25 protein-coding genes and 1 riboswitch are annotated in these 24,936 nt (G+C 71.5%); of the genes, 12 read left to right on the top strand and 13 right to left on the bottom strand.

The window, feature by feature from the left end:
* Positions 1-211, bottom strand: a riboswitch (cyclic di-AMP (ydaO/yuaA leader).
* A 340-nt stretch (positions 212-551) separates the two neighbouring features.
* Together PBV52_RS06310 and PBV52_RS06305 are read right to left on the bottom strand one after the other, a co-directional pair.
* Complete coding sequence (locus tag PBV52_RS06310) at positions 552-860, bottom strand: hypothetical protein (protein WP_274237290.1); 309 nt, start codon at positions 858-860, stop codon at positions 552-554.
* 7 nt (positions 861-867) lie between these two features.
* The gene (locus tag PBV52_RS06305) at positions 868-1,503 is read right to left on the bottom strand and encodes an ATP-dependent Clp protease proteolytic subunit (RefSeq protein WP_274237289.1); all 636 of its coding nucleotides are present in this window, start codon (positions 1,501-1,503) and stop codon (positions 868-870) included.
* Positions 1,504-1,571: 68 nt separating this feature from the next.
* Here PBV52_RS06305 and PBV52_RS06300 point away from each other — a divergent pair, with 68 nt between their 5' ends.
* Complete coding sequence (locus PBV52_RS06300) at positions 1,572-1,859, top strand: type II toxin-antitoxin system Phd/YefM family antitoxin (protein WP_274237288.1); 288 nt, start codon at positions 1,572-1,574, stop codon at positions 1,857-1,859.
* A 149-nt stretch (positions 1,860-2,008) separates the two neighbouring features.
* Here the strand turns inward: PBV52_RS06300 and PBV52_RS06295 are convergent, their stop codons facing one another.
* Positions 2,009-3,025, bottom strand: a complete 1,017-nt coding sequence (locus PBV52_RS06295) for an ABC transporter permease (RefSeq protein ID WP_274237287.1) — start codon at positions 3,023-3,025, stop codon at positions 2,009-2,011.
* A gap of 115 nt (positions 3,026-3,140) precedes the next feature.
* Between PBV52_RS06295 and PBV52_RS06290 the strand changes: the two genes are divergently transcribed.
* The 7 genes from PBV52_RS06290 (at position 3,141) to PBV52_RS06260 (ending at position 8,439) form a co-directional block, all read left to right on the top strand.
* Positions 3,141-3,770 (top strand): TetR/AcrR family transcriptional regulator, encoded by a 630-nt coding sequence (locus PBV52_RS06290; RefSeq protein WP_274237286.1) that lies wholly within the window; start codon positions 3,141-3,143, stop codon positions 3,768-3,770.
* A gap of 133 nt (positions 3,771-3,903) precedes the next feature.
* The gene (locus PBV52_RS06285; protein ID WP_010355509.1) at positions 3,904-4,206 is read left to right on the top strand and encodes an urease subunit gamma; all 303 of its coding nucleotides are present in this window, start codon (positions 3,904-3,906) and stop codon (positions 4,204-4,206) included.
* An 11-nt stretch (positions 4,207-4,217) separates the two neighbouring features.
* A complete protein-coding gene (locus tag PBV52_RS06280; protein WP_194048509.1) occupies positions 4,218-4,529 on the top strand; it encodes an urease subunit beta in 312 nt (103 codons plus the stop codon).
* A complete protein-coding gene (locus PBV52_RS06275; protein ID WP_274237285.1) occupies positions 4,522-6,243 on the top strand; it encodes an urease subunit alpha in 1,722 nt (573 codons plus the stop codon). Before PBV52_RS06280 ends, PBV52_RS06275 begins: the two co-directional genes overlap by 8 nt.
* A gap of 14 nt (positions 6,244-6,257) precedes the next feature.
* Positions 6,258-6,932, top strand: a complete 675-nt coding sequence (locus PBV52_RS06270; RefSeq protein WP_274237284.1) for an urease accessory protein UreF — start codon at positions 6,258-6,260, stop codon at positions 6,930-6,932.
* A 62-nt stretch (positions 6,933-6,994) separates the two neighbouring features.
* Positions 6,995-7,672, top strand: a complete 678-nt coding sequence (gene ureG / locus PBV52_RS06265; RefSeq protein WP_274237283.1) for an urease accessory protein UreG — start codon at positions 6,995-6,997, stop codon at positions 7,670-7,672.
* Positions 7,660-8,439 (top strand): urease accessory protein UreD, encoded by a 780-nt coding sequence (locus PBV52_RS06260; protein ID WP_274237282.1) that lies wholly within the window; start codon positions 7,660-7,662, stop codon positions 8,437-8,439. Before ureG ends, PBV52_RS06260 begins: the two co-directional genes overlap by 13 nt.
* 22 nt (positions 8,440-8,461) lie before the next feature.
* Here PBV52_RS06260 and PBV52_RS06255 read toward each other — a convergent pair whose 3' ends face one another.
* From PBV52_RS06255 to PBV52_RS06230, 6 genes are all read right to left on the bottom strand, one after another.
* Complete coding sequence (locus PBV52_RS06255; protein ID WP_274237281.1) at positions 8,462-9,187, bottom strand: 1-acyl-sn-glycerol-3-phosphate acyltransferase; 726 nt, start codon at positions 9,185-9,187, stop codon at positions 8,462-8,464.
* Between the two features lie 323 nt (positions 9,188-9,510).
* Positions 9,511-10,743, bottom strand: a complete 1,233-nt coding sequence (locus PBV52_RS06250; RefSeq protein WP_274249289.1) for a PP2C family protein-serine/threonine phosphatase — start codon at positions 10,741-10,743, stop codon at positions 9,511-9,513.
* Positions 10,744-10,831: 88 nt separating this feature from the next.
* Positions 10,832-13,291 (bottom strand): SpoIIE family protein phosphatase, encoded by a 2,460-nt coding sequence (locus PBV52_RS06245; protein ID WP_274237280.1) that lies wholly within the window; start codon positions 13,289-13,291, stop codon positions 10,832-10,834.
* Between the two features lie 212 nt (positions 13,292-13,503).
* Positions 13,504-14,721, bottom strand: coding sequence for an ornithine--oxo-acid transaminase (gene rocD / locus PBV52_RS06240; RefSeq protein WP_274237279.1), 1,218 nt, complete (start codon positions 14,719-14,721; stop codon positions 13,504-13,506).
* Positions 14,721-15,530, bottom strand: coding sequence for a dimethylargininase (gene ddaH, locus PBV52_RS06235; RefSeq protein ID WP_274237278.1), 810 nt, complete (start codon positions 15,528-15,530; stop codon positions 14,721-14,723). The genes rocD and ddaH overlap by 1 nt, the downstream gene beginning before the upstream one ends.
* A gap of 155 nt (positions 15,531-15,685) precedes the next feature.
* Positions 15,686-16,183, bottom strand: a complete 498-nt coding sequence (locus PBV52_RS06230) for an Lrp/AsnC family transcriptional regulator (RefSeq protein ID WP_274237277.1) — start codon at positions 16,181-16,183, stop codon at positions 15,686-15,688.
* 89 nt (positions 16,184-16,272) lie between these two features.
* On the opposite strand from PBV52_RS06230, the gene PBV52_RS06225 reads away from it, so the two are divergent.
* Genes PBV52_RS06225 through PBV52_RS06210 form a run of 4 tightly spaced genes read left to right on the top strand, consistent with a single transcriptional unit; the run spans position 16,273 to position 20,335 of the window.
* Complete coding sequence (locus PBV52_RS06225) at positions 16,273-17,037, top strand: LytTR family DNA-binding domain-containing protein (protein WP_274237276.1); 765 nt, start codon at positions 16,273-16,275, stop codon at positions 17,035-17,037.
* 2 nt (positions 17,038-17,039) lie between these two features.
* Positions 17,040-17,399 (top strand): hypothetical protein, encoded by a 360-nt coding sequence (locus PBV52_RS06220; protein WP_274237275.1) that lies wholly within the window; start codon positions 17,040-17,042, stop codon positions 17,397-17,399.
* Between the two features lie 21 nt (positions 17,400-17,420).
* Complete coding sequence (locus tag PBV52_RS06215; RefSeq protein WP_274237274.1) at positions 17,421-19,133, top strand: cation acetate symporter; 1,713 nt, start codon at positions 17,421-17,423, stop codon at positions 19,131-19,133.
* The gene (locus PBV52_RS06210; protein WP_274237273.1) at positions 19,130-20,335 is read left to right on the top strand and encodes a sensor histidine kinase; all 1,206 of its coding nucleotides are present in this window, start codon (positions 19,130-19,132) and stop codon (positions 20,333-20,335) included. The genes PBV52_RS06215 and PBV52_RS06210 overlap by 4 nt, the downstream gene beginning before the upstream one ends.
* 3 nt (positions 20,336-20,338) lie before the next feature.
* Here the strand turns inward: PBV52_RS06210 and PBV52_RS06205 are convergent, their stop codons facing one another.
* From PBV52_RS06205 to PBV52_RS06190, 4 genes are all read right to left on the bottom strand, one after another.
* The gene (locus PBV52_RS06205) at positions 20,339-20,527 is read right to left on the bottom strand and encodes a hypothetical protein (RefSeq protein ID WP_274237272.1); all 189 of its coding nucleotides are present in this window, start codon (positions 20,525-20,527) and stop codon (positions 20,339-20,341) included.
* A 13-nt stretch (positions 20,528-20,540) separates the two neighbouring features.
* The gene (locus PBV52_RS06200; RefSeq protein ID WP_274237271.1) at positions 20,541-22,478 is read right to left on the bottom strand and encodes a serine/threonine-protein kinase; all 1,938 of its coding nucleotides are present in this window, start codon (positions 22,476-22,478) and stop codon (positions 20,541-20,543) included.
* Positions 22,479-22,529: 51 nt separating this feature from the next.
* Positions 22,530-23,780, bottom strand: coding sequence for a PASTA domain-containing protein (locus PBV52_RS06195; RefSeq protein ID WP_306801422.1), 1,251 nt, complete (start codon positions 23,778-23,780; stop codon positions 22,530-22,532).
* Positions 23,781-23,973: 193 nt separating this feature from the next.
* Positions 23,974-24,924, bottom strand: a complete 951-nt coding sequence (locus PBV52_RS06190; RefSeq protein ID WP_274237269.1) for a cytochrome c oxidase assembly protein — start codon at positions 24,922-24,924, stop codon at positions 23,974-23,976.
* Positions 24,925-24,936 lie beyond the last annotated feature (12 nt).

The raw sequence follows: 24,936 nt of genomic DNA, 5'->3' as shown, positions 1-24,936 counted from the left end.
CAACCCTTCGTCAGCCGCCTGTGAAGGATGACCTGTCGGATTCGGGCTGGCGAAGTTGCCCGGTCGCGTTGCCGCGACTTCACCCCAAGGGTTGCTCGGATCGAACGAACGTCCGCTCCGGCGACCCGTCTTGCTCGGGTCCTCCACTCCTGCCGATCCACTCCTGTCGACCGGTCATCCGGGCGGCGGCAGGACTCGGCGTCCGCCCGGATCGCCCCGCCGCTGTGGCGGGGGCTTGTCGTCAGACAGGGATCTTGACGCACGGATGAACGAAAAACCCAACGGAACCGGGGATTTGTGGCGTTACTCACCACTCACCCGTTCGGGTGGACACCCCCGTGTTCGACCGGGTGTCCAGGTATCCGACGAGCCCCGGACCAGCGATGGAGCGTCCCATTCCGCCTTGGGGTCATGCCTGTTGCGCAACTTGAGGGGTGCGTAAAAGGGAAGGTTTCTACGCCGAAAGGGGGTACGCCTTTTGGTCCGTTTCAGCTCCCGTCCGGACGCCTCGGCCGTGGGGCGAGGCGTCCAGAACCTGTCTGAACGAGTCGTCAACTGTCGGAGCGCGACGGCATCGTGACGCGAGCCGTGCGGCGTTCACCGTCCAGCACGCGCAGCGCACGCGCCAGCGTGGGGGAGTGCAGCTCGGTCTCGCCCCGCTGGTGCATCAGCGCCAGCGCGTCCCGCAGCTCGGCCGCCCTGCCGACGAGCGCCTGGGCGGCGCGCAGTCCGCGGTAGGTGTCGCCGTGCCGCGTCGGGTTGATCCGGCCGAGCAGGTCCACCACATCGAGATAACGGTCTATCAACTCCCCCTCGGCACGCGTCAGCGCGGGCAGGGGCGGCAACTCGGGTGGAAGCACCGGCCGATCACCGCCCTGTGGGCGGCGCGAGAGTGGCCTTGCGGCTGGGGATGATCCGGTCCACCAGCCCGTACTCCAGCGCCTCCTGGGCGCTGAGGATCTTGTCCCGCTCGATGTCCTGGCTCACCTGCTCGCGGCTGCGCCCGGTGTGCCGGGCGAGCATCTCCTCCAGGCGGGTTCGAACGCGCGTCAGTTCGTCGGCCTGGATGGCGAGATCGCTCGCCTGCCCCTCGATCGGCTCGGGGAGCCCCGGCTGATGGATCACCATGCGGGCCCCGGGCAGCGCGAATCGCTTCCCCGGAGTCCCCGCGGCCAGCAGTGCCGCGCCGGATGCCCCGGCCTGGCCCAGGCAGATCGTCTCCACGTCACAGGTGACGAACTGCATCGTGTCGTAGATCGCCGTCATGGCGCTGAACGAGCCGCCGGGCGAGTTGATGTACAGCGAGATGTCCTGGCCGGGCTCCTTGTGCTCCAGGTACATGAACTGGGCCATCACGTCGTTCGCCGAGATGTCGTCGATCTGTGTGCCGAGAAAGACGATCCGCTCCTCCAGCAGCTTCGAGTACGGGTCCTGCGTCCTGGTGCCGGAACTCGTGCGCTCGGTGAACTCGGGCAGTACGTGGCGGGCGGTCGGTCGGGTCATGGTTCACGCTCCCTTGTCGGGGTGCCTGTAAAAAATGTACAGGACGTACATGACGTAATGTGGGGAGCATGGCCTACGAGATTCCGGTGACGCAAGCCAGGGCTGAGCTCGCCGAACTGATCAATCGCGTGGTGTACGGCGGTGAGCGCGTCGTCGTCACGCGCCACGGAAAGCCCCTTGTCGCCCTTGTCTCCGCCTCTGACCTCGAACGACTGGAGAAGCTCGGGGAGCCGGCGGAACTCGCCGAGGAGCAGGTCGTCAGCGCTGTCTCCAGCGTCCGTGAGGTGGCGTCCGCTCCCCGCGAACGGCAGCGGTTCGGAATTGCGGCCGAGCATCGGGGGGCGAGCCCCTCATAGGGCTGGCCTCATAGGGCTGGCCTTGTAGGGGCGGCCTTGCAGAGCTGCCTTCGGAGTTCCGGAAACGACAGGACCGTGCACCCCCGTCCGCTACAGCGGGGGTGCACGGTCGGTTCGGTGTGTCCGGGTGGCCGGCCGACGAGCGCGGGTCAGCCGATGGTGGCCAGTTCCCTCTCGGGCGCGGGCTCGCCGGTCTTCGTGCGTGCCTTGAGCGCGTTGCCGAGCAGTACGGCTCCCAGGCCCAGCGCCGCCCACCAGGTCAGCGTCAGGGCCGGGCCTGTCGCCGCCGCGCCGTCGAAGTACGACACGGAGCGCAGTAGAGTGGCGCCCGCGCCCGGCGGCAGCCACTGGCCGATCGCGCCCGCCGGCTCGGGCAGCAGCTGCGGCGCCGACGAGGCGCCGGAGAAGGGGTTGCCGAACAGCATCACCACGGCTGCCACGATGCCGCTCCCGGCGGGGCCGATGAGGGCGGCAAGGCCCGCCACCCCACCGCTCACGGCCAGTGTCGCCAGGCCCAGTGCCCCTGCCTCGGCCCACCAGTCGCCGGTGAGGATCCCCAGCCAGCTGTGCGCGATCGCGGCCGCGGCCAGGCCGACCAGGGCGGCGGCGCCGATCAGGGCGGTCACGGCGCGCAGGCCGCGCAGTCCGAGCAGGGTCACCAGCATGCCCGCCGCGATACCGGCGAGCGCCAGCGGCAGCACGCTCGAGGTCAGGGCCGCGCCACGCGGGTCCTTCTCGGGGGCGGGTACCACGTCGACCGTCTTGGCCTGGGTGCCGGTGGCCGCCGCCTGCTCCGTCACCGCCCGCTGGAGGGTCTGGGCGACGACCGGGCTCGCCGCCGACGCGGTCAGCAGTTCGGGGCCCTGGGCGGTGACGACGATCGCGCCGTATACGGTCCGGTCCTCGATGGCGTCCCGGGCGGCGGCCTCGTCGGCGTAGCGATGGAGCTCGAACGCGCCCTCGTGGCGGTTCAGCTGCTTCTCCACCTGGGCCGTGGCGGCGGCCGGTCCGGCCACGCCGAGCGGCAGGTCGCGCGGTGCGGTGCGGGTGGCCGGCCAGGCGAAGGCCCACAGGGCGAGGGCGGCGAGGACGGGGACGAGGACGACGACCGCGATCAGGCGCCGGGGTGCGGCGTTCCTGGGCGGTGTAGCGGAGGGGGTGGGCATGGGGTCTCCAAGGGTCCGGCTCTAAAAAGAAGGATCGTTCGTTTTTCTTGTGCCATCACCGTGCTCCGGGCGCCGTTCGCTTGTCAAGAAGGAATGTTCGTTTTAGTTTTTGGCCATGGCCCGCGTATCCCAGGAGCACCTCGACGCCCGCCGCCGGCAGATCCTCGACGGCGCCGCCCGCCTCTTCGCCAGCAACGGCTTCCACGCCACGTCGATGCAGGACGTGCTGAAGGAGGTCGACCTGTCGGCCGGAGCGGTGTACCGCTACTTCAGCGGCAAGGACGAGCTGATCGCCGCGATCGTGAAAGAGGTGCTCGGCGAGATCCGAGTGGCCTTCGCGGACGTCACCCGGCAGAGCCCGCCGCCACCGCCCGACCTCCTGGTCGGTCTGGTCCTCGGCCGGACGCTCCGCGTCTGGTCGTCCCTGAACGCCGCCGGGGAGTCGCCCTTCCCGCGGCTGATCATGCAGGTCTGGGCGGAGACCGTGCGCAACGAGGAGCTGGCGGTCCTCCTGACGGAGGTGTACACGGAGCTGCGCGAGAACTGGGCGCGGGCCGTCGAGGCCTACCAGGACGCCGGGATGCTGCCGTCGAACGTCCCCGCGGACCATGTGGCGCGCACCATGATCGCCACCGTGCAGGGGTTCATCGTCCAGCAGGCCCTGTTCGGACCGGCGCCCGTCGAGGTCCTGCAGGACGGTCTACGTGCGTTGATGAGCGTGTCGGCCACGCAGCCGGACGGCTGAGCGGATCACAGTCCGGTTAACTTGCTTGAAACTCGGTCCAACTAGCCTGCCGATCTACGCCACCAGGGACTTTGCCCGGTGGCCGAGGCAACCGGGCCCCGCACGGTCCGGAGCGAGGACTGTGAGGTGGGACGTGCAACTGACCCCGCACGAGCAAGAGAGGCTGCTCATCCACGTGGCGGCCGACGTGGCCGAGAAGCGCCGGGCCCGCGGGCTCAAGCTGAACCACCCCGAGGCCGTCGCGCTCATCACGTCGCACATCCTCGAAGGTGCCCGTGACGGCCGTACGGTCGCCGAGCTCATGGCCTCCGGACGCAAGCTGCTGACGCGCGACGACGTCATGGAGGGCATCCCCGAGATGATCCACGACGTCCAGGTCGAGGCGACCTTCCCGGACGGCACCAAGCTCGTCACCGTCCACGACCCGATCGTCTGAAGGGGGCCTCGATGATTCCCGGAGAGATCCTGTTCGCCGACGGCCCGATTGCCTACAACGAAGGCCGTGAGGTCACCCGGCTGACCGTCCTCAACGCCGCCGACCGGCCCGTCCAGGTCGGCTCCCACTACCACTTCGCCGAGGCCAACCCCGGTCTGGACTTCGACCGCGCCGCAGCCCGCGGCAAGCGGCTGAACATCGCCGCCGGCACCGCCGTGCGCTTCGAGCCCGGGATCCCCGTCGACGTCGAACTCGTCCCCCTCACCGGTGCCCGCGTGGTGCCCGGACTGCGCGGGGAGACCGGAGGTGCCCTCGATGCCTGAGATCTCCCGTGCCGCGTACGCCGACCTGTTCGGCCCGACCACCGGCGACCGCATCCGGCTCGCCGACACCGACCTGCTGGTCGAGATCGAGGAGGACCGTTCCGGCGGTCCCGGACTCGCCGGTGACGAGGCCGTGTTCGGCGGCGGCAAGGTCATCCGCGAATCCATGGGCCAGTCGCGTGCTACGCGCGCAGACGGCACCCCCGACACCGTGATCACGGGCGTCGTGATCATCGACCACTGGGGCATCGTCAAGGCCGACGTCGGCATCCGCGACGGCCGGATCACCGGCATCGGCAAGGCGGGCAACCCCGACACGATGGACGGGGTGCACCCGAACCTCGTCATCGGCCCCGAGACCGAGATCATCGCCGGCAACGGGCGGATCCTCACGGCCGGTGCCATCGACGCGCACGTCCACTTCATCTGCCCCCAGATCGCCGACGAGGCGCTCGCCTCGGGCACCACCACGCTGATCGGCGGCGGCACCGGACCCGCCGAGGGCTCGAAGGCGACCACGGTCACGCCCGGTCCCTGGCATCTGGCCCGGATGCTGGAGGCGATGGAGGGACACCCCGTCAACTTCGGCCTGCTGGGCAAGGGCAACACCGTCTCCCACGAGGCGATGCTGTCCCAGATCCGCGGCGGCGCGCTCGGCCTCAAGCTGCACGAGGACTGGGGCTCCACCCCGGCCGTCATCGACGCCTCGCTGACCGTCGCCGACCAGACCGGCATCCAGATCGCGATCCACACGGACACGCTGAACGAGGCCGGTTTCGTGGGCGACACGCTCGCGGCGATCGCCGGACGCGGCATCCACGCGTACCACACCGAGGGTGCGGGCGGCGGGCACGCGCCGGACATCATGACCGTCGTCTCCGAGCCGCACGTGCTGCCCAGCTCGACCAACCCGACGCGGCCGTTCACCGTCAACACCGCCGAGGAACACCTCGACATGCTGATGGTGTGCCACCACCTCAACCCGGCGGTGCCCGAGGACCTCGCCTTCGCCGAGTCCCGCATCCGCCCGTCGACGATCGGCGCGGAGGACATCCTCCACGACCTCGGCGCGATCTCGATCATCTCGTCCGACGCCCAGGCCATGGGCCGCGTCGGCGAGGTCGTCATGCGGACCTGGCAGACCGCCCATGTCATGAAGCGGCGGCGGGGCGCGCTGCCGGGGGACGGGCGCGCGGACAATCACCGGGTGCGGCGGTACGTCGCCAAGTACACGATCAACCCGGCGGTCGCCCAGGGGCTTTCCCACGAGGTCGGCTCCGTCGAGAGCGGCAAGCTCGCCGACCTGGTGCTGTGGGAGCCGGCGTTCTTCGGCGTCAAGCCGCACCTCGTCATCAAGGGCGGGCAGATCGCGTACGCGCAGATGGGCGACGCCAACGCGTCCATCCCGACGCCGCAGCCGATCCTGCCCCGGCCGATGTTCGGCGCGATCGGACGGGCGCCGGCCTCGAACTCGGTCAACTTCGTGGCGCCGCTCGCGATCGAGGACGGGCTTGCGGAGCGGCTCCAGCTCGGGAAGCGGTTCGTGGCCATCGAGTCGACGCGTGGGGTGACCAAGGCCGACATGCGGCAGAACGACGCGCGGCCCGACGTACGGGTCGATCCCGACAGCTTCGCCGTGCACATCGACGGGGAGCTGGTGGAGGCCACGCCCGCCGCCGAACTGCCCATGGCCCAGCGCTACTTCCTGTTCTGAGGGCTGGGTTGTCGATGTCACGGGCAGCACTTCTCGTCCTGGCCGACGGACGCTTTCCCGCCGGGGGGCATGCGCACTCCGGCGGGGCGGAGGCGGCCGTCAAGGCGGGGCGGATCACCGGGGCCGCGAGCCTGGAGGACTTCTGCCGGGGGCGGCTGCACACGACCGGCCTTGTCGCGGCCTCGCTCGCCGCGGCTGCCGCGCTCGGGGTCGACGCGGTGGCCTTGGACGAGGCCGCCGACGCCCGTACGCCGTCGCCCGCGTTGCGGCTTGCCGCGCGGAAGTTGGGGCGGCAGTTGATGCGGGCCGCCCGGGCGACCTGGCCGTCTCAGGAGCTGGACGACCTTGCTCGTCGGTTTCCCAAGGGGGCCCATCAGCCCGTCGTGCTGGGCGTCGTGGCCCGGGCGGCGGGGTTGGGGGCCGTCGAGGCGGCTTACTGTGCGGCGTACGAGAGTGTGAGCGGGCCGGCGTCTGCGACGGTGCGGTTGCTGAGTCTCGATCCCTTCGACGCCACGGCGGTGCTGGCCCGGTTGGCGCCGGAGCTGGACCGGGTGGTGGACCGGGCGGTGGAGGCCGGCCGGCGGGTGGTCGGCCATGGGGTCGACGAGCTGCCCGCGGCTTCCGCTCCGTTGCTGGAGATCGGGGCGGAGGTGCATGCGGCTTGGGCGGTACGTCTGTTCGCCTCCTAGAAAGCCGCCCACCACTCGACTGAGCCAGCCCCCAGCACATCTCGTACCGAAGGAGCCGCCCCATGCACCTCGACCACTCCCACGACGGCCCCTCCGCCGTCAGCGCCGACGCCCGCCGTCCCGACGGATCACGCCGTGCGCTGCGTATCGGACTCGGCGGGCCCGTCGGGTCCGGTAAGACCGCGACCGTCGCCGCGCTCTGCCGTGCCCTGCGTGACGAGCTCTCCCTCGCCGTCGTCACGAACGACATCTACACGCGTGAGGACGCCGAGTTCCTGCTGCGCGAGGCCGTGTTGCCGCCCGAGCGGATCACGGCCGTGGAGACGGGGGCCTGTCCGCACACCGCGATCCGGGACGACATCTCCGCGAACCTCGAAGCCGTCGAGGATCTGGAGGACGAGGTCGGCCCCCTCGACCTCATCCTCGTCGAGTCCGGTGGGGACAACCTCACCGCCACCTTCTCCAAGGGGCTCGTCGACGCGCAGATCTTCGTGATCGACGTCGCCGGTGGGGACGACATTCCACGCAAGGGCGGGCCGGGGGTGACCACCGCCGACCTGCTCGTCGTCAACAAGACCGACCTCGCGCCGTACGTCGGCTCCGACCTGGCGCGGATGGCGGCCGACGCCAAGGCACAGCGGGCCGAGCTGCCGGTCGTCCTCCAGTCGCTCCGGAGCGAGCCCGGCGTGCGCGACGTCGCCGACTGGGTGCGGGCGCGGCTCGCGGCGTGGACGGTGTGACCGTGGCAGGTGGCGTACGGGCTCTCGCGCGGATCGTCGCCCGGGACGACGGGCGGGGCGGCACCTCGCTGCCCGTGCTCGAGGGCGACGGACCGCTGGCGCTCCGGCGGACCCGGGGGAGCGGCGCGCAGGCGCGGGTCATGCTCGTCGGCGCGATGAGCGGGCCTCTCGGCGGCGACCACTTCACCGTGGAGGCCGATGTGGAGACCGGCGCCCGGCTGCGCGTCGGGTCGGCGGCCGCCACCATCGCGCTGCCGGGACAGAGCAAGAGCGAGGCCCTTTACGACGTACGGCTCCGCGTCGCCGACGGGGGCGAACTGCACTGGCTGCCCGAGCAGTTGATCTCCGCGCGGGGCAGTGATCTGCATGTCACGACCCGCGTCGACGTCGGCGCGGCGGGGCGGCTGGTGCTGCGTGAGGAGCAGGTGCTCGGGCGGGTGGGGGAGGAGCCGGGGCGGCTCGGCAGCCGGATCCGGGTGAGTGTCGCGGGTCGGGTCGTTCTCGATCAGGAGCTTGCCTGTGGGCCCGGTGCGCCGGGTGGCTGGGACGGGCCCGCCGGGCTCGGCGGGCATCGGGCCGTCGGTCAACTCGTCGTCGTACAGCCCGAGTTCGCCGAGGCTCCGGTGGCGGCTCGGGTGCTGGGGGAGAACGCCGCCGTCGTGCCGCTCGCCGGCCCCGCCGCTCTGGTGAGCGCCGTGGCGGCGGACGCGCTGCGGCTGCGCAGGCTGCTCGACGAGGCGCTCGAGGCGCTCGAGTCCCTCGACTGAGCGCCCCACTCGCAAGGCCGCGTCAACTGATGGGCAACCGAGGGAACTTGCGCTCCTTCTCCACCTTGGCGGCGGCCTCCTCGGCCTTGGCGACAGCCGCGTACTGGTCGACGTACTCCTGCTCGGAGAGCGAGAGGATCGCGTACATGATCTCGTCGGTCACGGCGCGCAGGATCGCCTTCTCGTTCTCCATACCGGCGTAGCGGGAGAAGTCGAGGGGCTTGCCGAAGCGGATCGTCACCGGGTGGAGGTTCGGGATGACCTTGCCGGGCGGCTGGGCCTCGAACGTGCCGATCATCGCGCAGGGAATGACCGGGACCTGAGCCTTGAGCGCCATCACCGCGACCCCGACCTTGCCCTTGTAGAGCCGGCCGTCGTGCGAGCGGGTGCCCTCCGGGTAGATGCCGAGGAGCTCGTCCTTGCTCAGGACCCCGAGCCCCTCGCGGATCGCGGCCTGGCCCGCCTCCTTGCCGGTGCGGTCGACCGGGATCTGCCCGGCGCTGCGGAAGAAGGCCGCGGTCAGGCGTCCCTTGATGCCGGGGCCGGTGAAGTACTCCTTCTTCGCGAGGAAGGTGATGCGCCGCTTGAGCATCGCCGGCATCAGGAAGTGGTCGGAGAACGACAGGTGGTTGCCGGCGACGATGGCCGCGCCTGTGGCCGGCACGTGCTCAAGGCCTTCTATTCGAGGCCGGAAGACCAGTCTCAGCAGAGGTCCCAACAACACGTATTTGAGTACGTAGTAGAACAAAGGGGTCGCTCCTCACTCCGGCGGATCAGTTCCTACCGCCGCGTTCTGGCAGGTCAACCGGCGTGCCGTGGGGCTGCCAGTGTAGGCGCAGGGGTGACAGGCCGGAACCGGGTCGGGTCGGACGGATGCCGCCCCATGCCGAATGTCCTGACTGGAGGTCAGGAATGTGGCGGGCGGCGTCACTTGCGGGTGGGGAGGACCGCCGGACCAGCCTGGTGTCAGGGGCAGGTGTGCGGCAACCTGACGGCGGGGTTTGGCGTGATCACGGTTACCGGGTGGCAGGCCGCCTGCCCTTGCGGGGAGCCGCCTCGTCTGCTCGTTCATCACAGCCGCACGATGATCAGCGCCGCGTCGTCCGTCACGCCGCCCGGCGGCAGCAGCTCCAGCAGGACGGCGTCGGCGAGGGACTCGGGGTCGGCCGTGCGGTGGCGTACGAGGGCGTCGGCGAGGCGGGTCAGGCCGCAGTCGATGTCCTCGCGGCGGCGTTCGATCAGGCCGTCGGTGTACAGCGCCAGCGTGGCGCCGCTGGTGAAGGTGGTGACGGCCTGCGGTCTCGGGATCGGGTCGGGGCGGGCGTCCAGGGGCGGGTCGGTGGCCAGGTCGAGGAACTCCACGCGGCCGTCGGCGTGGACCAGCACCGGCGGTGGATGGCCCGCGCTGCTGTAGGTGACGGTGTGGGCGTCGAAGTCGACGAACGTCGTGACCGCGGTGGCCGATTCGGCGCCGTCGACGACATGGGCGTACCGCCCCAGCACGTCGAGGGCCTGCGCCGGGCCGTCGGCGACGCGGGAGGTGGCGCTGAGCGCGCTGCGCAGCTGACCCATGACACCGGCCGCCTCCAGGCCGTGGCCGACCACGTCGCCCACGGAGACGCCGATACGGTTGCCGCCCACCAGATCGACCACGTCGTACCAGTCGCCGCACACGTTCAGCGCGCCGACCGCGGGCCGGTAGCGCACGGCGGCCCGGTGGTTGCCCACCTGCCGGCCGGCGGGCAGCATCGCCTCCTGCAGGGCGAGGGCCACCTCGCGCTCGCGGGCGTGAGCCTGCCGCAGCCGTTCGTTGAGCTCCTGCAGCTCGCGGGCGCGCGTGTACAGCTCGGCCTCCAGGACCCGCGCCCGGCTGTCGCCGCCCTGCCGGCCGCGGAGGCGGATGAGCTCGGTGACCTCCTCGACCCGGTGCACGATGAGCGCCACCCGCCCGTCGGGGCCGAAGACGGGCGCGTTGACCGGGCTCCAGTAGCGCTCCACCCACTCGCCGGGGCGGGTGGGATCCTCGACGTCATAGCGCTGCAGCGCCATGGTGTCGCGCTCGCCGGTGGCCACCACGCGCAGCATCGACGCCTGGACGTCGCGCATGCCGGTGGCGGTGGGGTCGTTGGGGTTGTCGGGGAAGACGTCGAAGATGTACCGGCCCACCAGCTGTGCGCGGGAGCGCCCGGACAGGCGCTGGAAGTCCTCGTTGGCGTCGGCGTAGACCAGCTCCGGTGACAGCAGCGCCACCATTCCGGGCAGGCCCTGGAACACCGCCTCGTAGTCGATCGCCTTCTCGTTCATGACTCCCGCCTCACCACCGGGGTCGGACCAGTTTCCCACGCTGTGTAGCTTATGTACCGATGTACTACATCTGTGCGACTGCGGCAGATCAGGGCGACGGATCCGTCAGGGACTGTTCGGCCCAGATGATCTTCCCCTCGGGGACGAAACGGGTGCCCCACCGCTGGGTGAACTGCGAGACCAGCAGCAGCCCGCGCCCGCCCTCGTCGGTGGTGCGGGGGTGGCGCAGGTGCGGGGCGGTGGCGCCGCCGTCGAAGACCTCGCAGATCAGCGCGCGCTCCCTGATCAGGCGCAGCCGGATGGGGCCGGTGGCGTACCGGATCGCGTTGGTGACCAGCTCGCTGACGACCAGTTCCGTCGTGAAGGCGAACTCCTCCAGGCCCCACTCCGACAGCTGCCGGGCGGCCGTCTTGCGGGCGTCGGCCACGGCCGCCGGGTCGGCCGGCAGGTCCCAGTCTGCGACCTGCTCGGCTCCGAGGAGGCGGGTACGGGCCATCAGCAGCGCCACGTCGTCGTGCGGGCGGGCCGGGACCAGCGCGTCGACCACAGTCCGGCAGCGCAGTTCCAGCGAGGCGGCGCGCCGCTCCAGGGCCGCTCGCAGCCGGTCCCGGTCGGCGTCGATGGCCCAGTCGTCCCCGTGCGCCAGCAGTCCGTCGGTGTGCAGGGCGAGCGTGCTGTCCGCCGCCAGGGCCAGCTCGACCGACTCGAACGGGGGGCCTCCCACCCCGAGCGGCGCTCCCTGCGGAAGGTCGACGAAGGTGACGCCGCCGTCGGGCCGCACGACCGCGGGCGCCGGATGGCCCGCTGCCGCCATGGTGCACTGCCCGTCGACCGGGTCGTAGATGACATACACGCACCCGGACCCCACGGACTGGGTGATGGCGGCCTCCTCCACGCCCATCTGAACGGCCTCCTCGCGGGCCGACCGCGCGACCAGGTCGTCGAGATGGGCCAGCACCTCCTCGGGCGGCAGATCCAGCAGGGCGAGGGTCCGTACGGCGGTCCGCAGCCGCCCCATCGCCGCGGCGGCGTCGATGCCGTGCCCGGGCACCTCGCCCACCACCAGGGCGACGCGGGCGCCCGACAGCGGGATGACGTCGTACCAGTCGCCGCCGAGGCCGGTCAGCTCGTCGGCCGGCCGGTAGCAGGCGGACACCTCCACCGCGTCCTGCTCGGGCAGCTGGTGCGGCAGCAGGCTGCGCTGCAGAACCAGCGCCGCGTCGCGCTCGCGGGTGTAGCGCCGGGCGTTGTCCACACAGACGGCCGCCCGTGAGACGAGGTCCTCGGCCAGGTTCAGGTCGTCCTCCTCGAAGGGCTCCTGGCGGTGGCGCCGGAAGAACGTCGTGAGGCCCAGGGTGACGCCCCGCGCGCGGATCGGCACGATCATCACGCTGTGCAGACCCAGTTCGAGGAAGATGGCGGCCCGCCCGCCGCGCGCGTGCTCGGTCCATGCCTCGCCGAGCGGGTCGAGCCGCTCCGCGCGCCAGGACCTGGCCGTCCTCAGACAGCGGATCGGAGGCGAGCCCGCCGGATAGGTGACGACCTCGCCGATGCCGACGACTGCCTCCGGCACCCGCTCGGTGCCCGACCGGTGCCCCGCGCGCCGCAGCGGCACCGGACCCGTGTCGCTCAGCGGCCCGGCCGCGGGCTCCCCACCCCCGAGCACCGACTCCAGCAGGTCCACGGTGACCAGGTCGGCGAGCCCCGGTACGGCCACGTCGGCCAGCTCCTGGGCGGTGCGGGTGATGTCCAGGGAGCGGCCGATGTGCTGGCCGGCCCGGTCGAGCAGGGCCAGGCGCCGGCGGGTGCGGTGCCGGTCGGTGATGTCCTCGACCGTGTAGTACACGCCCATGGGGTGGCCGTGGCCGTCGTCGAGCCGGGTGAACGACATCATGTGCGCGGTCTCGCGCAGCGGTGCGGAGCGGGCGTGGCCCACGTGCTCGTAGCCGACGATCGGTTCGCCGGTCGTCAGCACGCGGCGCATCTGCGCCTCGATGGACTCGGCGTCCAGACCGGGCTGGATGTCCGCGAGCCGCAGACCGAGCCGACGGGTCGGCGGACCGCCGCCGTACTGGGCGAGGGCGCTGTTCGACCAGACGTACCGCAGGTCCGTGTCGACGATGGCTATGCCGACGGGGGAGCGGGCGACCATCTGCTCCAGCACGGCCCGGCTCATGTCCCAGCCGGGCGCCTCGTCGAGCTCCGACAGCAGCGCGAGCCACCGTGAGGGGCCCCGGGTGTCCTGGGCCGCGGCGATCCGCACCATGAGCCTGACCCGCGACCCGTCCCTGCGCAGGGCTGTCAGCAGCCCCACCCAGCCGCCGTCCACGCGGCACCGCTCGATCAGCTCCGGCACCCGCCCCGCGTCCTCGGCGCTCAGCAGCTCGGCGACGCTCCTGCCCACCGCCTCGGAGGCCGCGTACGCCAGCAGCCGCTGGGCGTCCCTGGTCCACCCCGTCACCCGACCCTGCGCGTCAAGCAGCACAGGCACGGCGTCCGCCACGTCGAACCCGTGCCGGGCAACGCCCCGCTCCTCGTGTGTGCCCACGGCCGACCTCTCTGTCGCTGAGAGCGGTCTACCACCTCTTGACCCCATCTTCACCCTTCCGGTCAACGCCGCCTCTTTGCGGGGGCCGGGCGTGTGCGGCGAGGAGAGGGCTGGGAGCGGCCGAAGGTGGGGCGAGGAGGGCGCCGGCGCCGACGGCAGGCCGACAGAGGCACGAGGCGAAGCGCCTGCCCTCCTCCCCCAGAGCGGGGCGTCTACGCCAGTACCTTCTCCAGCGCCCCCAGCGCCCCCGTCAGCTCCTCCGCGGTGATCGTCAGTGGGGGTGCCAGGCGGATCGTGGAGCCGTGAGTGTCCTTTACCAGGACGCCCTCGCGCAGGAGCCGTTCGCCGATCTCGCGGCCCGTGCCGGCCGTCGGGTCGATGTCGACGCCCGCCCACAGGCCCCGTGCGCGGAAGCCGACGACGCCCTTGCCGAGCAGGGCCGCGAGGCCGCCCCGCAGGACCACGCCCAGCTCGGCGGCCCGGCGCTGGAACTCGCCGGTTTCGAGAAGCTCGACCACCGCCGTGCCGACCGCGGCGGCCAGGGGGTTGCCGCCGAACGTCGAGCCGTGCTCGCCCGGGCGCAGCACGCCGAGTACGTCACGGCGGGCCACCACCGCCGACACCGGCACGATGCCGCCGCCCAGCGCCTTGCCCAGCAGCAGCACGTCCGGGACGACCGCCTCGTGCTCGACGGCGAGCGTGCGGCCCGTGCGGCCGAGGCCCGACTGGATCTCGTCCGCGATGAACAGACAGCCCTTGCGGCGGGTCAGTTCGCGCACCCCGGTGAGGTAGCCCTCGTCCGGGATGAGGACGCCCGCCTCGCCCTGGATCGGCTCCAGCAGCACCGCCGCCGTCGTCTCGTCGATCGCCGCCTCCAGCGCCGCCAGGTCGTTGTACGGCACGATCCGGAAACCCGGCGTGAAGGGGCCGAAGCCCTGCCGCGCCGTCTCGTCCGTGGAGAACGACACGATCGTCGTCGTACGGCCGTGGAAGTTCTCCGCCGCCACCACGATCGTCGCCTGGTCGGCCGGGACGCCCTTCACCTCGTACGCCCACTTGCGGGCCACCTTGATGCCGGACTCGACCGCTTCGGCGCCCGTGTTCATGGGCAGCACCATGTCCAGCCCCGTCAGCCGGGCGAGCCGCTCCGCGAATTCGGCCAGCTTGTCGTTGTGGAAGGCGCGGGAGGTGAGGGTCAGGCGGTCGAGCTGGCGATGCGCCGCCTCGATCAGCACCGGGTTGCGGTGGCCGAAGTTCAGGGCCGAGTAACCGGCCAGCATGTCGAGGTAGCGGCGGCCCTCCACGTCCTGCACCCACGTGCCCTCGGCGCGCGCGACGACCACGGGCAGCGGGTGGTAGTTGTGCGCCAGGACCGGCTCCTCGGCGCGGATCAGGTCGGCGGACGAGCGGGTGGTCACGGGAGCGGTCATCAGCGGATCTCCTGGGTGCAGCACTTGATGCCGCCGCCGGCCTTGCGGAACTCCGACAGGTCGACGGGGACGGGGACATAGCCGCGGTCGGCGAGGGCGCAGGTGAGCGCCTCGGCCTGGGGCGCGATGAAGACGTTGCGGCCGTCGGACACGGAGTTCAGCCCGAACGCCATCGCGTCCTCGCGGGTGGCGAGCACCGCGTCCGGGTACAGCCGCGCGAGCACCTCACGGCTGCCCGGCGAGAACGCCTCCGGGTAGTACGCGATGTTGTCGTCGTCGAGGACGAACAGCGCCGTGTCCAGGTGGTAGAAGCGCGGGTCCACCAGCGTCAGGCTGATCACCGGATGGCCGAAGAACTCCTGCACCTCGCGATGGGCCTCGCGGGTCGTACGGAATCCGGTGCCGGCCAGCACGTACCGGCCCGTCCAGACCAGGTCGCCCTCGCCCTCGCAGACGGACTCCGGGCGGTACACGTCGTAGCCCGCCATTTTGAACCAGGTGTCGTAGTGCGTGGACTCGGGGCGCCGCTCCGGCGCGTGGAAGAGGGAGCCGAAGACACGGCCGCCCACGACGACCGCCGAGTTCGCGGCGAAGACCATGTCCGGCAGGTCGGGGGCGGGCTCCACCGTGTCGACGGTGTGGCCGTGGGTCCGGTAGGCGCTGATCAGCGCCTGCCACTGGGCCTGGGCGAGATCGACGTCGACAGGGGCGTCGGGTCGCATCCAGGGGTTGATCGCGTACTGCACGGCGAAGTGTCTGGGTTCGCAGACGAGATACCGCCGCCGGCGCGGCACACGGGATTCGGGCACCGAGGGGTTCCTCCGCTTCCTGGGAGTGTCGACTGAGGGTTGACACCAAGGTAGGAAGTGCCCGATACGAGCGACAAGGAAGAAATATTGCGTGTCGGCGCAGGAATCCTGCGTAGTTTCTTCGGCAGACGCAGTCTTGCTGCGCCTCGCGAGGTTTAACGCGATGTCTGCTCGGGCGCCGGCTGGCTCGCGCCCGCCTCGGGGCTCTCGGGGAGCAGATGGGACAGCACCATCACGCTGATCGTCTTGCGGATGAACGGCTCGACGCGGATCCGCTCCAGCACCTCCTCGAAGTGCTCCACGTCCCGCGCCCGCACATGCAGCAACGCGTCCGCGCCGCCCGTCACCGTCATCGCCGCGGTGATCTCCGGATGGTTGCGGACCACCTCCGCGAGCCGCCGCGGCGGGGCCGCGCCCTCGCAGTACACCTCGACGTACGCCTCCGTACGCCAGCCCAGCGCCGACGGCTTGACCGTGGCCGTGAACCCGGTGATCACGCCGGTGTCGCGCAACCGGTCCACGCGCCGCTTCACCGCCGTCGCGGACAGCCCGATGTTCATGCCGATCTCGGCGAAGCTCGTCCTGGCGTTCGCCATGAGGGCAGTGGTGATCTTCCGGTCGAGTTCGTCGAAGGACGCCGCGCCGCTGTTCATGAGGGCACTGTAAGCGGCGCGATACGCAGCGCGAACGTCCACCTGGAGCACATGTCCAAGCGTGCGAATTACTCCTAGACTCCGGGTTCATGCTGCGCGCCCTCGCTGTCGACGACGAACGCCCCTCGCTGGAGGAGCTGCTCTACCTCCTGAACGCCGACCCCCGCATCGGCAGCGCGGAGGGCGCGAGCGACGCGACCGAGGCGCTGCGCCGGATCAACCGCGCCCTGGAGTCGGGGCCGGGCGGACCCGAGGCGATCGACGTCGTCTTCCTCGACATCAACATGCCCGGCCTGGACGGACTGGACCTGGCCCGGCTGCTGACCGGGTTCGCCAAGCCGCCGCTGGTCGTTTTCGTCACCGCCCACGAGGACTTCGCCGTCCAGGCCTTCGACCTCAAGGCCGTCGACTACGTCCTCAAGCCCGTCCGCAAGGAGCGCCTGGCGGAAGCGGTCCGTCGCGCCGTCGAACTGCGCGCCGCCGAGCCCCGCGACACCGCCCCCCGCATACCCGTGAGCGAGCCCGACCCCGACCACATACCCGTCGAGCTCGGCGGCGTGACCCGTTTCGTCTCCGTCGACGACATCACCCACGTCGAGGCCCAGGGCGACTACGCCCGGCTGCACACCGACAAGGGCAGCCACCTCGTCCGCATCCCCCTGTCGACCCTGGAGGAACGCTGGCGCTCCCGCGGCTTCGTCCGCATCCACCGCCGCCATCTCGTCGCCCTGCGCCACATCGGCGAACTCCGCCTGGACGCCGGCACCGTCAGCGTCATGGTCGGCTCCGAGGAACTCCAGGTCAGCCGGCGGCACGCGCGCGAGCTGCGGGACCTGCTCATGAGGAGGTCGTGACGATGCCAGGCAACCCCACCGACCGTCGTGTCGTCGTCACCGGCCCGCCCCGGCGGGCCCGCCGCGTCTCCGGCTACTACCGCCCGCGCACCGAGATCGACGAGCAGACCACCCTCGGCCACACCTACGTCCGCTCCCTGATGCGCACCCAGTTGCGCACCGCCCTCGCCGTGCTCGCCGTCCTCGGCCTGCTCGTCGGCCCCCTGCCCCTGCTGTTCGCCGCGATGCCGGCCTCCCGCCACCTGGAATGGGCGGTCCTCGGCTTCGGCCTCTACGCACCGCTGGTCCTGCTGGCCCGCTGGTTCGTGCGCCGCGCGGAGCGCAACGAACGGGACTTCGTCCGGCTCGTCGAAGACCGCTGAGCCAGAGGAACCAACAGGGTCGTGAACTCCAGCTACGCCGTCCCCGCCGTCGCCCTCGTCGTCCTGGCGACCGTCCTCGTCGGCGCCTTCGGCCTGCGCATCTCCCGCACCACCTCCGACTTCTACGTCGCCTCCCGCACCGTCGGCCCCCGCCTCAACGCGGCCGCGATCAGCGGCGAGTACCTCTCCGCCGCCTCCTTCCTCGGTATCGCGGGCCTGGTCCTCGTGCAGGGCCCGGACATGCTCTGGTACCCGGTCGGCTACACCGCCGGATACCTGGTCCTGCTGCTGTTCGTCGCGGCCCCGCTGCGCCGCTCGGGTGCCTACACCCTCCCCGACTTCGCCGAGGCCCGCCTCTCCTCGCAGGCGGTACGGCGGCTGGCGGGCGCCTTCGTCGTCGGCACCGGCTGGCTGTATCTGCTGCCCCAACTCCAGGGCGCCGGGCTGACGTTGACCGTGCTGACGGGCGCACCCGACTGGCTCGGCGGAGTGATCGTCGCCGTCGTCGTGGTCGCCATCGTCGCCGCCGGCGGCATGCGCAGCATCACCTTCGTGCAGGCCTTCCAGTGCTGGCTCAAACTCACCGCCCTGCTCGTCCCCGCCCTCTTCCTCATCCTCGCCTGGCAGGGCGACGGCGCCCCCCGCCACGCCTTCGACGAACCGGCCACCTTCCGCGAACAGAGCGTCGTCCGCGTCGACGGCACCCTCAACCTGAAGCTCGACCGACCCCTGACCGTCACGGTGAGCGGCACGATCGACGGCCGCAGCCACGACGAGAAGCAGCTCCGGCTCCCCGCCGGCACCCACCGCATCGAGGGCGGCACCCGCCTGACCTTCGCGAAGGGCGCCGAGGTCCCCGAACCGGACCGCTCGGCCAACGGCGGCCTGTCCCCCTCGCAGGCCGAGAGCCGCGGCGAACGCCCGCTGTACGCCACGTACGGGCTGATCCTCGCCACCTTCCTCGGCACCATGGGCCTGCCGCACGTCGTCGTCCGCTTCTACACCAGCCCGCACGGCGTCGCCGCCCGCCGCACCACCGTCGCCGTGCTCGGTCTGATCGGCGCCTTCTACCTGCTGCCCCCGGTCTACGGCGCCCTCGGCCGCCTCTACGCCCCCGAACTCACCCTCGCCGGCGACGCGGACGCCGCAGCCCTGCTCCTGCCCGACCGCATGATCGGCGGCCTGGGCGGCGACCTGCTCGGCGCCCTCGTCGCGGGCGGCGCCTTCGCCGCGTTCCTGTCCACGGCGTCGGGCCTGACCATGGCCGTCGCGGGCGTGCTCACCCAGGACGTGCTCCCGTCGCGCGGCGTACGGCACTTCCGGCTCGGCACGGTCCTCGCCATGGCCGTCCCGCTCGCCGCGAGCGCCCTGGTCGGCGGACTGCCGGTGGCCGACGCGGTGGGCCTGGCCTTCGCGGTCTCCGCCTCCTCCTTCTGCCCGCTGCTCGTCCTCGGCATCTGGTGGCGGCGGCTGACCCCGACCGGCGCGGCGGCCGGGATGCTGGTGGGCGGCGGCTCGGCGCTGCTCGCCGTCGCGGCGACGATGGCGGGCTTCCCCGGCTCCGGGGCGCTGCACGCGCTGCTCGCCTGGCCCGCGCTCTGGTCGGTGCCGCTGGGCTTCCTCACCATGATCCTGGTGTCCCTGGCCACCCCGGGCCGGGTGCCGGCCGGGACGGCGGCGATCCTGGCGCGGTTCCATCTGCCGGAGGAGCTGCGGGCGGAGGTGAAGGGATGAGCGGATTCATCGCGGGCCTGTGCGTGGCGATCCTCCCGCTGCTCGCCGCCGGCTTCTGGCTGGGCCGGCGCACCACCCGCCCGGAGAACCTCGGCGGCCTCGGCACCCCGGTCGAGCACGCCACCTTCGAGACCCTGCACACCGCCTCCCTCGCCGCACCCCCGCTGCGGGCCGGACTCACCGAGGAGACCGCCCGCAAGTCGGCCCGCAGGCTCCGCTCACTGCTCGGCACCGACGCGCTGTGCCTGACGGACCAGAAGGACGTCCTGGTCTGGGACGGGGTGGGCGGACATCACCGTACGCAGATCATGGAACTCCTCGCCGGCCCACTGGAGTCGGGCCGCGGCGAGGCCTTCCCGCTCACCTGCGACACCCCGGACTGCCCGGTGCGCTGGGCGGTCGTGGCCCCGCTCACCGTCGACGACCGGGTGCACGGCGCGCTGGTCGCCTGCGCGCCCCGCGAGTCGGCGGTGCTCGTCCGGGCGGCGGGCGAGGTGGCGCGCTGGGTCTCCGTACAGTTGGAGCTCGCGGATCTGGACCAGTCCCGCACCCGCCTGATCGAGGCCGAGATCAAGGCCCTGCGCGCCCAGATCTCCCCGCACTTCATCTTCAACTCGCTCGCGGTGATCGCCTCGTTCGTGCGCACCGACCCCGAGCGCGCCCGCGAACTGCTCCTGGAGTTCGCCGATTTCACCCGCTACTCCTTCCGCAGGCACGGCGACTTCACCACCCTCGCCGACGAACTCCACGCCATCGACCACTACTTGGCGCTGGTACGGGCCCGCTTCGGCGACCGCCTGTCGGTCACCCTCCAGATCGCGCCGGAGGTACTGCCGGTGGCCCTGCCCTTCCTCTGCCTCCAGCCGCTCGTCGAGAACGCCGTCAAGCACGGTCTGGAGGGCAAGGCCGACAAGTGCCGCATCCAGATCACCGCGCAGGACGCCGGCGCCGAGGCCCTCGTCATCATCGAGGACGACGGCGCCGGAATGGACCCCGTCCTGCTGCGCCGCATCCTCGCCGGCGAGGTCAGCCCGTCGGGCGGCATCGGGCTGTCCAACGTCGACGACCGGCTCCGGCAGGTGTACGGCGACGACTACGGCCTTGTCATCGAGACCGCCCTGGGAGCGGGCATGAAGATCACCGCCCGGCTGCCGAAGTACCAGCCGGGCGTGCACTCCGCGGGACGGCTCACCCGGGAGTGAGGCTCAGGTGCCGCGGCTGACGACCATCCCCAGCGTGATCAGCCCCAGCACCACCCACCCGAACCACAGCCAGCCATTGCTCCCGAGCGCCACCGTGTAGGCCGTCACCACGACGAGTCCGCCGACGGTGAGCACCCCCATCGCCTTGGTGGACCCGTCCGTAGAACCGCTAGAACCGCTAGAACCGGGCATCGCAACACCCTCCTCATGGTTCGTCTCCCTCCATGGTGCCCCCGTTCTGCCTCCGTACGGTGCACACGACGAAATGAGTGCCGTTCTTCCAGGACCCCTCGCTCGTCCAGGAGCCCGCCGTGTACACGGAAGGGTCGAATCCGTACTCGCGCGGCGGCACCTCCCGGGCGCACGCCGTGTCCGACTCGGTGCGCGCCTCGGCCAGCGTGACGTCGGCGGCCAGTCGGGTGAACCCGAGCACCTGCTCGTCGTGCGGGCTCGTGCAGGACACCAGGCGGGCGTCCCGGTGGGAGCGCACGTCCAGACAGTCCCGCCGCTGCATGGTCGCCGTGTCGGCGAAGGCCGACCCCGCCTTCCGATGCCCGTCCAGCGGCCCGTACACCGGCCCGTGCGCGCCCAGTACCAGGCAGGCGGTGCGCCGCCCGGCCGCCTCGAACCCCGCCTGTGTCGGTACGACGGCAAAGCTGCGGACGTCCGCGAGCCGCCCGCGGATCTCCTCCGTCCGCTCCTCGCAGGCCGCCGGCCCCTCCTGGCGCGCCTCGGCGGCGGACGCGGCCGCGACGAACGCCATCACCTGCCCGTCCGGTGCCTTCGCCCCGCAACCGGGATCCAGAGTCAGCCGCGGCCTGCCCTGAAAGGGGGCCGCGCCGGGCCAGTCGGCGAGCACGCAGTCACCGCCCTTGAGCGGATCGGCGAGCCCCACGGTGTCGCCGTACGGCCCCTGCGCCCCGCCCGTCTGCGACTGCTGCGCCATGGCGTACCAGACACCGGCCCCCGCGAGTGTCAGCCCGAGGAGCCCGGCGAGGACCGCGTGGAGGATGCGGGGGCGGGGAGGACGCCGGTCGCCGGGCCAGGCGCTGAAGCCCCGCAGCTCACCAGGCTGATCGGCCAGGGAACCGAGGCCTCGCGGACCGCCGGACGGCTCAGGCGGCGAACCTGAGCCCAGCAACCCACCGGGCTGCCCGGCCACGGACCCCCGGCCATGCGGTCCCTCGGGTTGCCCGGACGGGGGACGGAAACCCTGCCCGCCGCCCCAGTGCGGCTGCGAACCGAGGTCGGTCTGCGTCCGCGCGTACGCGTCGACCTCCGGCGTGACGATCCGCGACAGCGCCGCCTCCGCCTGCGCCGCGGACATCCGCCGCTGCGGATCCTTCTCCAGCAGCGCCCGCAGGACGGGCTCCAGCGCCCCGGCCCGCGCGGCCGGCCGGGGCTCCTCCATGACCACCGCGGTGATCTCCGCCAGATGCGACTCGCGGTCGAACGGACCCCGGCCCTCGACGCCGTAGTACAGCGTGCAGCCCAGCGAGAACAGATCGGTGGCCGGCGTGGGCGCCCCGCCCGTGGCCCGCTCCGGCGCCAGATAGCCCGACGTACCCACGAGCACCGACGCCAGCGTGTACCGCGTCTCCCCGGCGTCCGGCTGCACCGAGATGCCGTAGTCGGTGAGCAGCACACGGCCGTACGGCGCCCCGGTGCGGTCCGGCGCCAGCAGGATGTTCGCCGGTTTCACGTCCCGGTGCATGACGCCCCGCTCGTGTCCGGCGGTCAGCGCGTCGAGGACGGCGAGCCCGATGCGGGCGCACTCCGCGGGCGCGAGCGGACCGCGCTGATCGATGAGGTCGCGCAGGTTGACGGCGCCGGCCACGTACTCCATGACGATCCACGGCAGCCCCTCGTGCTCCAGCACGTCGTGCACGGTCACCACATGCGGATGCCCGCGCAGCCCCGCCGCGTGCCGGGCCTCCGCCCGGGCGCGGGCCACCCGCGCCTCGTGCTCGTCGGCCTCGGCCGGGTCCCGGAACACGATCTCCTTGAGCGCGACCTCGCAGGCGAGTCTCTGGTCGTGGGCGAGCCAGACATGTCCCATACCGCCGCTGCCCAGCCGGTTCAGCAGCAGATAACGGCCGGCGATGACCCGGCCCACTCCCGACGTCGGTGATCCTGAAGGCATCCGGTGACTCCCGGGTTCTGCGTTCTGCGTTCTGCGGGGCGCTGCGTGGTGCTATGCGTTCGTGCGCGCGGTGGGCTCGCCGGTGGACGGGGCGCCGGTCGGGGGCGAGCTCGTGGTCTGCGGTGGTGAGCTGGTCACGGGCGGGGGCGGTGAGCTGGACGTGGGGTCCTTGGTCGACGGGGGCGGGGTGGAGGTGGGCGGCGGGTTCGAGGAGGGCGGTACGGAGGACGGCGGGCCCGAGGACGGGGGCCCGCTCGTGGCACCGGGGCTTGTCGTACCCGGGCCGGAGGACGGGGGCGGGGGCGTCGAGGTGGACGGCGACGAGGACGTCGGTGGCGAGGACGTGGACGGCGGCGGCGTCGGGGTCGGGGTCGGGGTCGACGGATTCTCAATCGGCTGCGACGTCCCCGAGCCCGGGGGAGTGGACGTCCCGCCGGATGTGGCACCGGACGTGTCACCGGAGGCGCTGCCCCCGGCCACGCTCAACGTCACGTACTCCCCGAACCGCAGCTCGGTCCCGGCCGGTGGATCGGACGCCGTGACCCGGGCGCCGTCCGGCGGCATCCCCCCGCCGTCGAAGGCGACCGCGAGCCCCTTGTCGGCCAGCCGCCGACCGGCCTGCCCGAACGTCGTCCCGGCGAGGTGCGGCACCGAGCGCCGCTCGCGCGTGTCGAACGCGGTGTCGTCCTCGCCCGTGGTGCCGACGGGACGGTTGATGCCCCGGTCCGGCTCATGGACATCGACGAGAGCGAGTCGCTCCACTTCCCGCGCAGCGGGCCGCACAGCCACCACGGAAGCCTTTTCGTACCCCTTCCACTCCTCGTTGCGGTCGTCGAATTCGACCTTTATCCGGGTCGTGTCACCCTCGAAGGGCCGCAGCGGATTTCCGCACGAGCACTTCACGGCGGGAAGACCTTCCGCATCGACGAGAATGGCGATTCCCGTCTGAAGCAGCGTGTTGAAGGGGGCGGCCTTGCCCTTCTTGTAGTCGTGATTCTTCACGAGCGTGTCGTGACGCAGGAGTACGGGCGTGAGGCCATCGAGATAATCCGGAATCTCGGCCGTGGTGATCGAGAGCGCCGTTGCCCAGGCCTGTGCCTTGTGCTCATGGGCGGGATCGGTGAGGAACTCCTTGAGCCGTACGACGTCACAGATCGTCGGCTGCTTGGAACCCCCGTAGAGACCAGGAGTGTCGCCCTGCTGCAGACCGCCGTGCGCCGTCTGCGCCCTGAGCTGCTGGTCCCGCCCCAGCCTCTGGCTCTCGTCGAAGAAGGGCGCGAGCGACGGCACCCCTGAGGCCACCGCCCTCACCACGAGCGACGGTGCGTCCCGATCGCACCCACTGAGCATCAGAACGAAGACCAAAAGGACGGCGATCCTCCGAATCGCCGATTTTCCGGCCCTGTGTACGAAAACGCGAAGCGTCATTACCGCTCCCCCCGGCGGTTCCCCCGACGCGCTTCATGCTACTGAAAGGCGAAGCCTTTCGGTTTCCTCAGTTTCCGCGTGCGTTCAATGAGGCCAAATAGGCGTTGTACGCCTCGAGTTCCTTGTCGCCGTCCCGGTCGGCGGCCCGGTCCTTGCGCCTGGCCTGTCGCTGCTCCGAGCCGTACCACTGGAACAGCAGCGCGATCAGCACCAGCACGGACGGAATCTCACTGAACGCCCAGGCGATGCCGCCGGCCGCGTTCTGGTCGGAGAGCGCGTCGATGCCGAGCGAGGCGGGCGGGTTCTTGAACGTCTCGACCATCGGCTCCGACGCCATCATCAACGCGATACCGAAGAACGCGTGGAACGGCATACCCGCGAACAGCTCCAGCATCCGCATCAGATACCCCGGCCGATGGGGACCGGGATCCACGCCGATGATCGGCCAGAAGAACACCACACCCACGGCGAGGAAGTGCACCATCATCGCGATGTGCCCGGTCTTGGAGCCCATCAGGAAATCGAAGAGCGGCGTGAAGTACAGCGCGTACAGGCTGGCGATGAACAGCGGAATGGTGAACGCCGGATGCGTGATGATCCGCATGTACCGGCTGTGCAGCAGGGCCAGCAACCACTCCCGCGGCCCCTTGCGCCCCCGCCCTGCGGGCGGCAGCGCGCGCAGCGCCAGTGTCATCGGGGCGCCGAGCAGGATCAGGATCGGCGACAGCATGCTGATCACCATGTGCTGCACCATGTGCACGCTGAACATGACCATGCCGTAGTCGTTCAGCCCGGTGCACATGACGAGCATCACGGACAGCACCCCGACGACGTACGAGACGGTCCGCCCGGCGGACCACGCGTCCCCACGCCGCCGCAGCCGCACGACCCCCCACGCGTACAGCGCGAGCCCCACCAGGCAGGCGACGAGGAAGAACGGGTCGGCCGACCACTGAAGACCCCGCCCCAGCGTGAACGGCGGCAGATCCATGGTCATGCCGTGCCCGCTGTGATCCATTCCGGCGGCTCC

Source organism: Streptomyces sp. T12 (assembly GCF_028736035.1).
Classification (GTDB): domain Bacteria; phylum Actinomycetota; class Actinomycetes; order Streptomycetales; family Streptomycetaceae; genus Streptomyces.
Note: the sequence above shows the minus strand (reverse complement) of the source record. Positions and strands in the feature narration are given on the sequence as shown.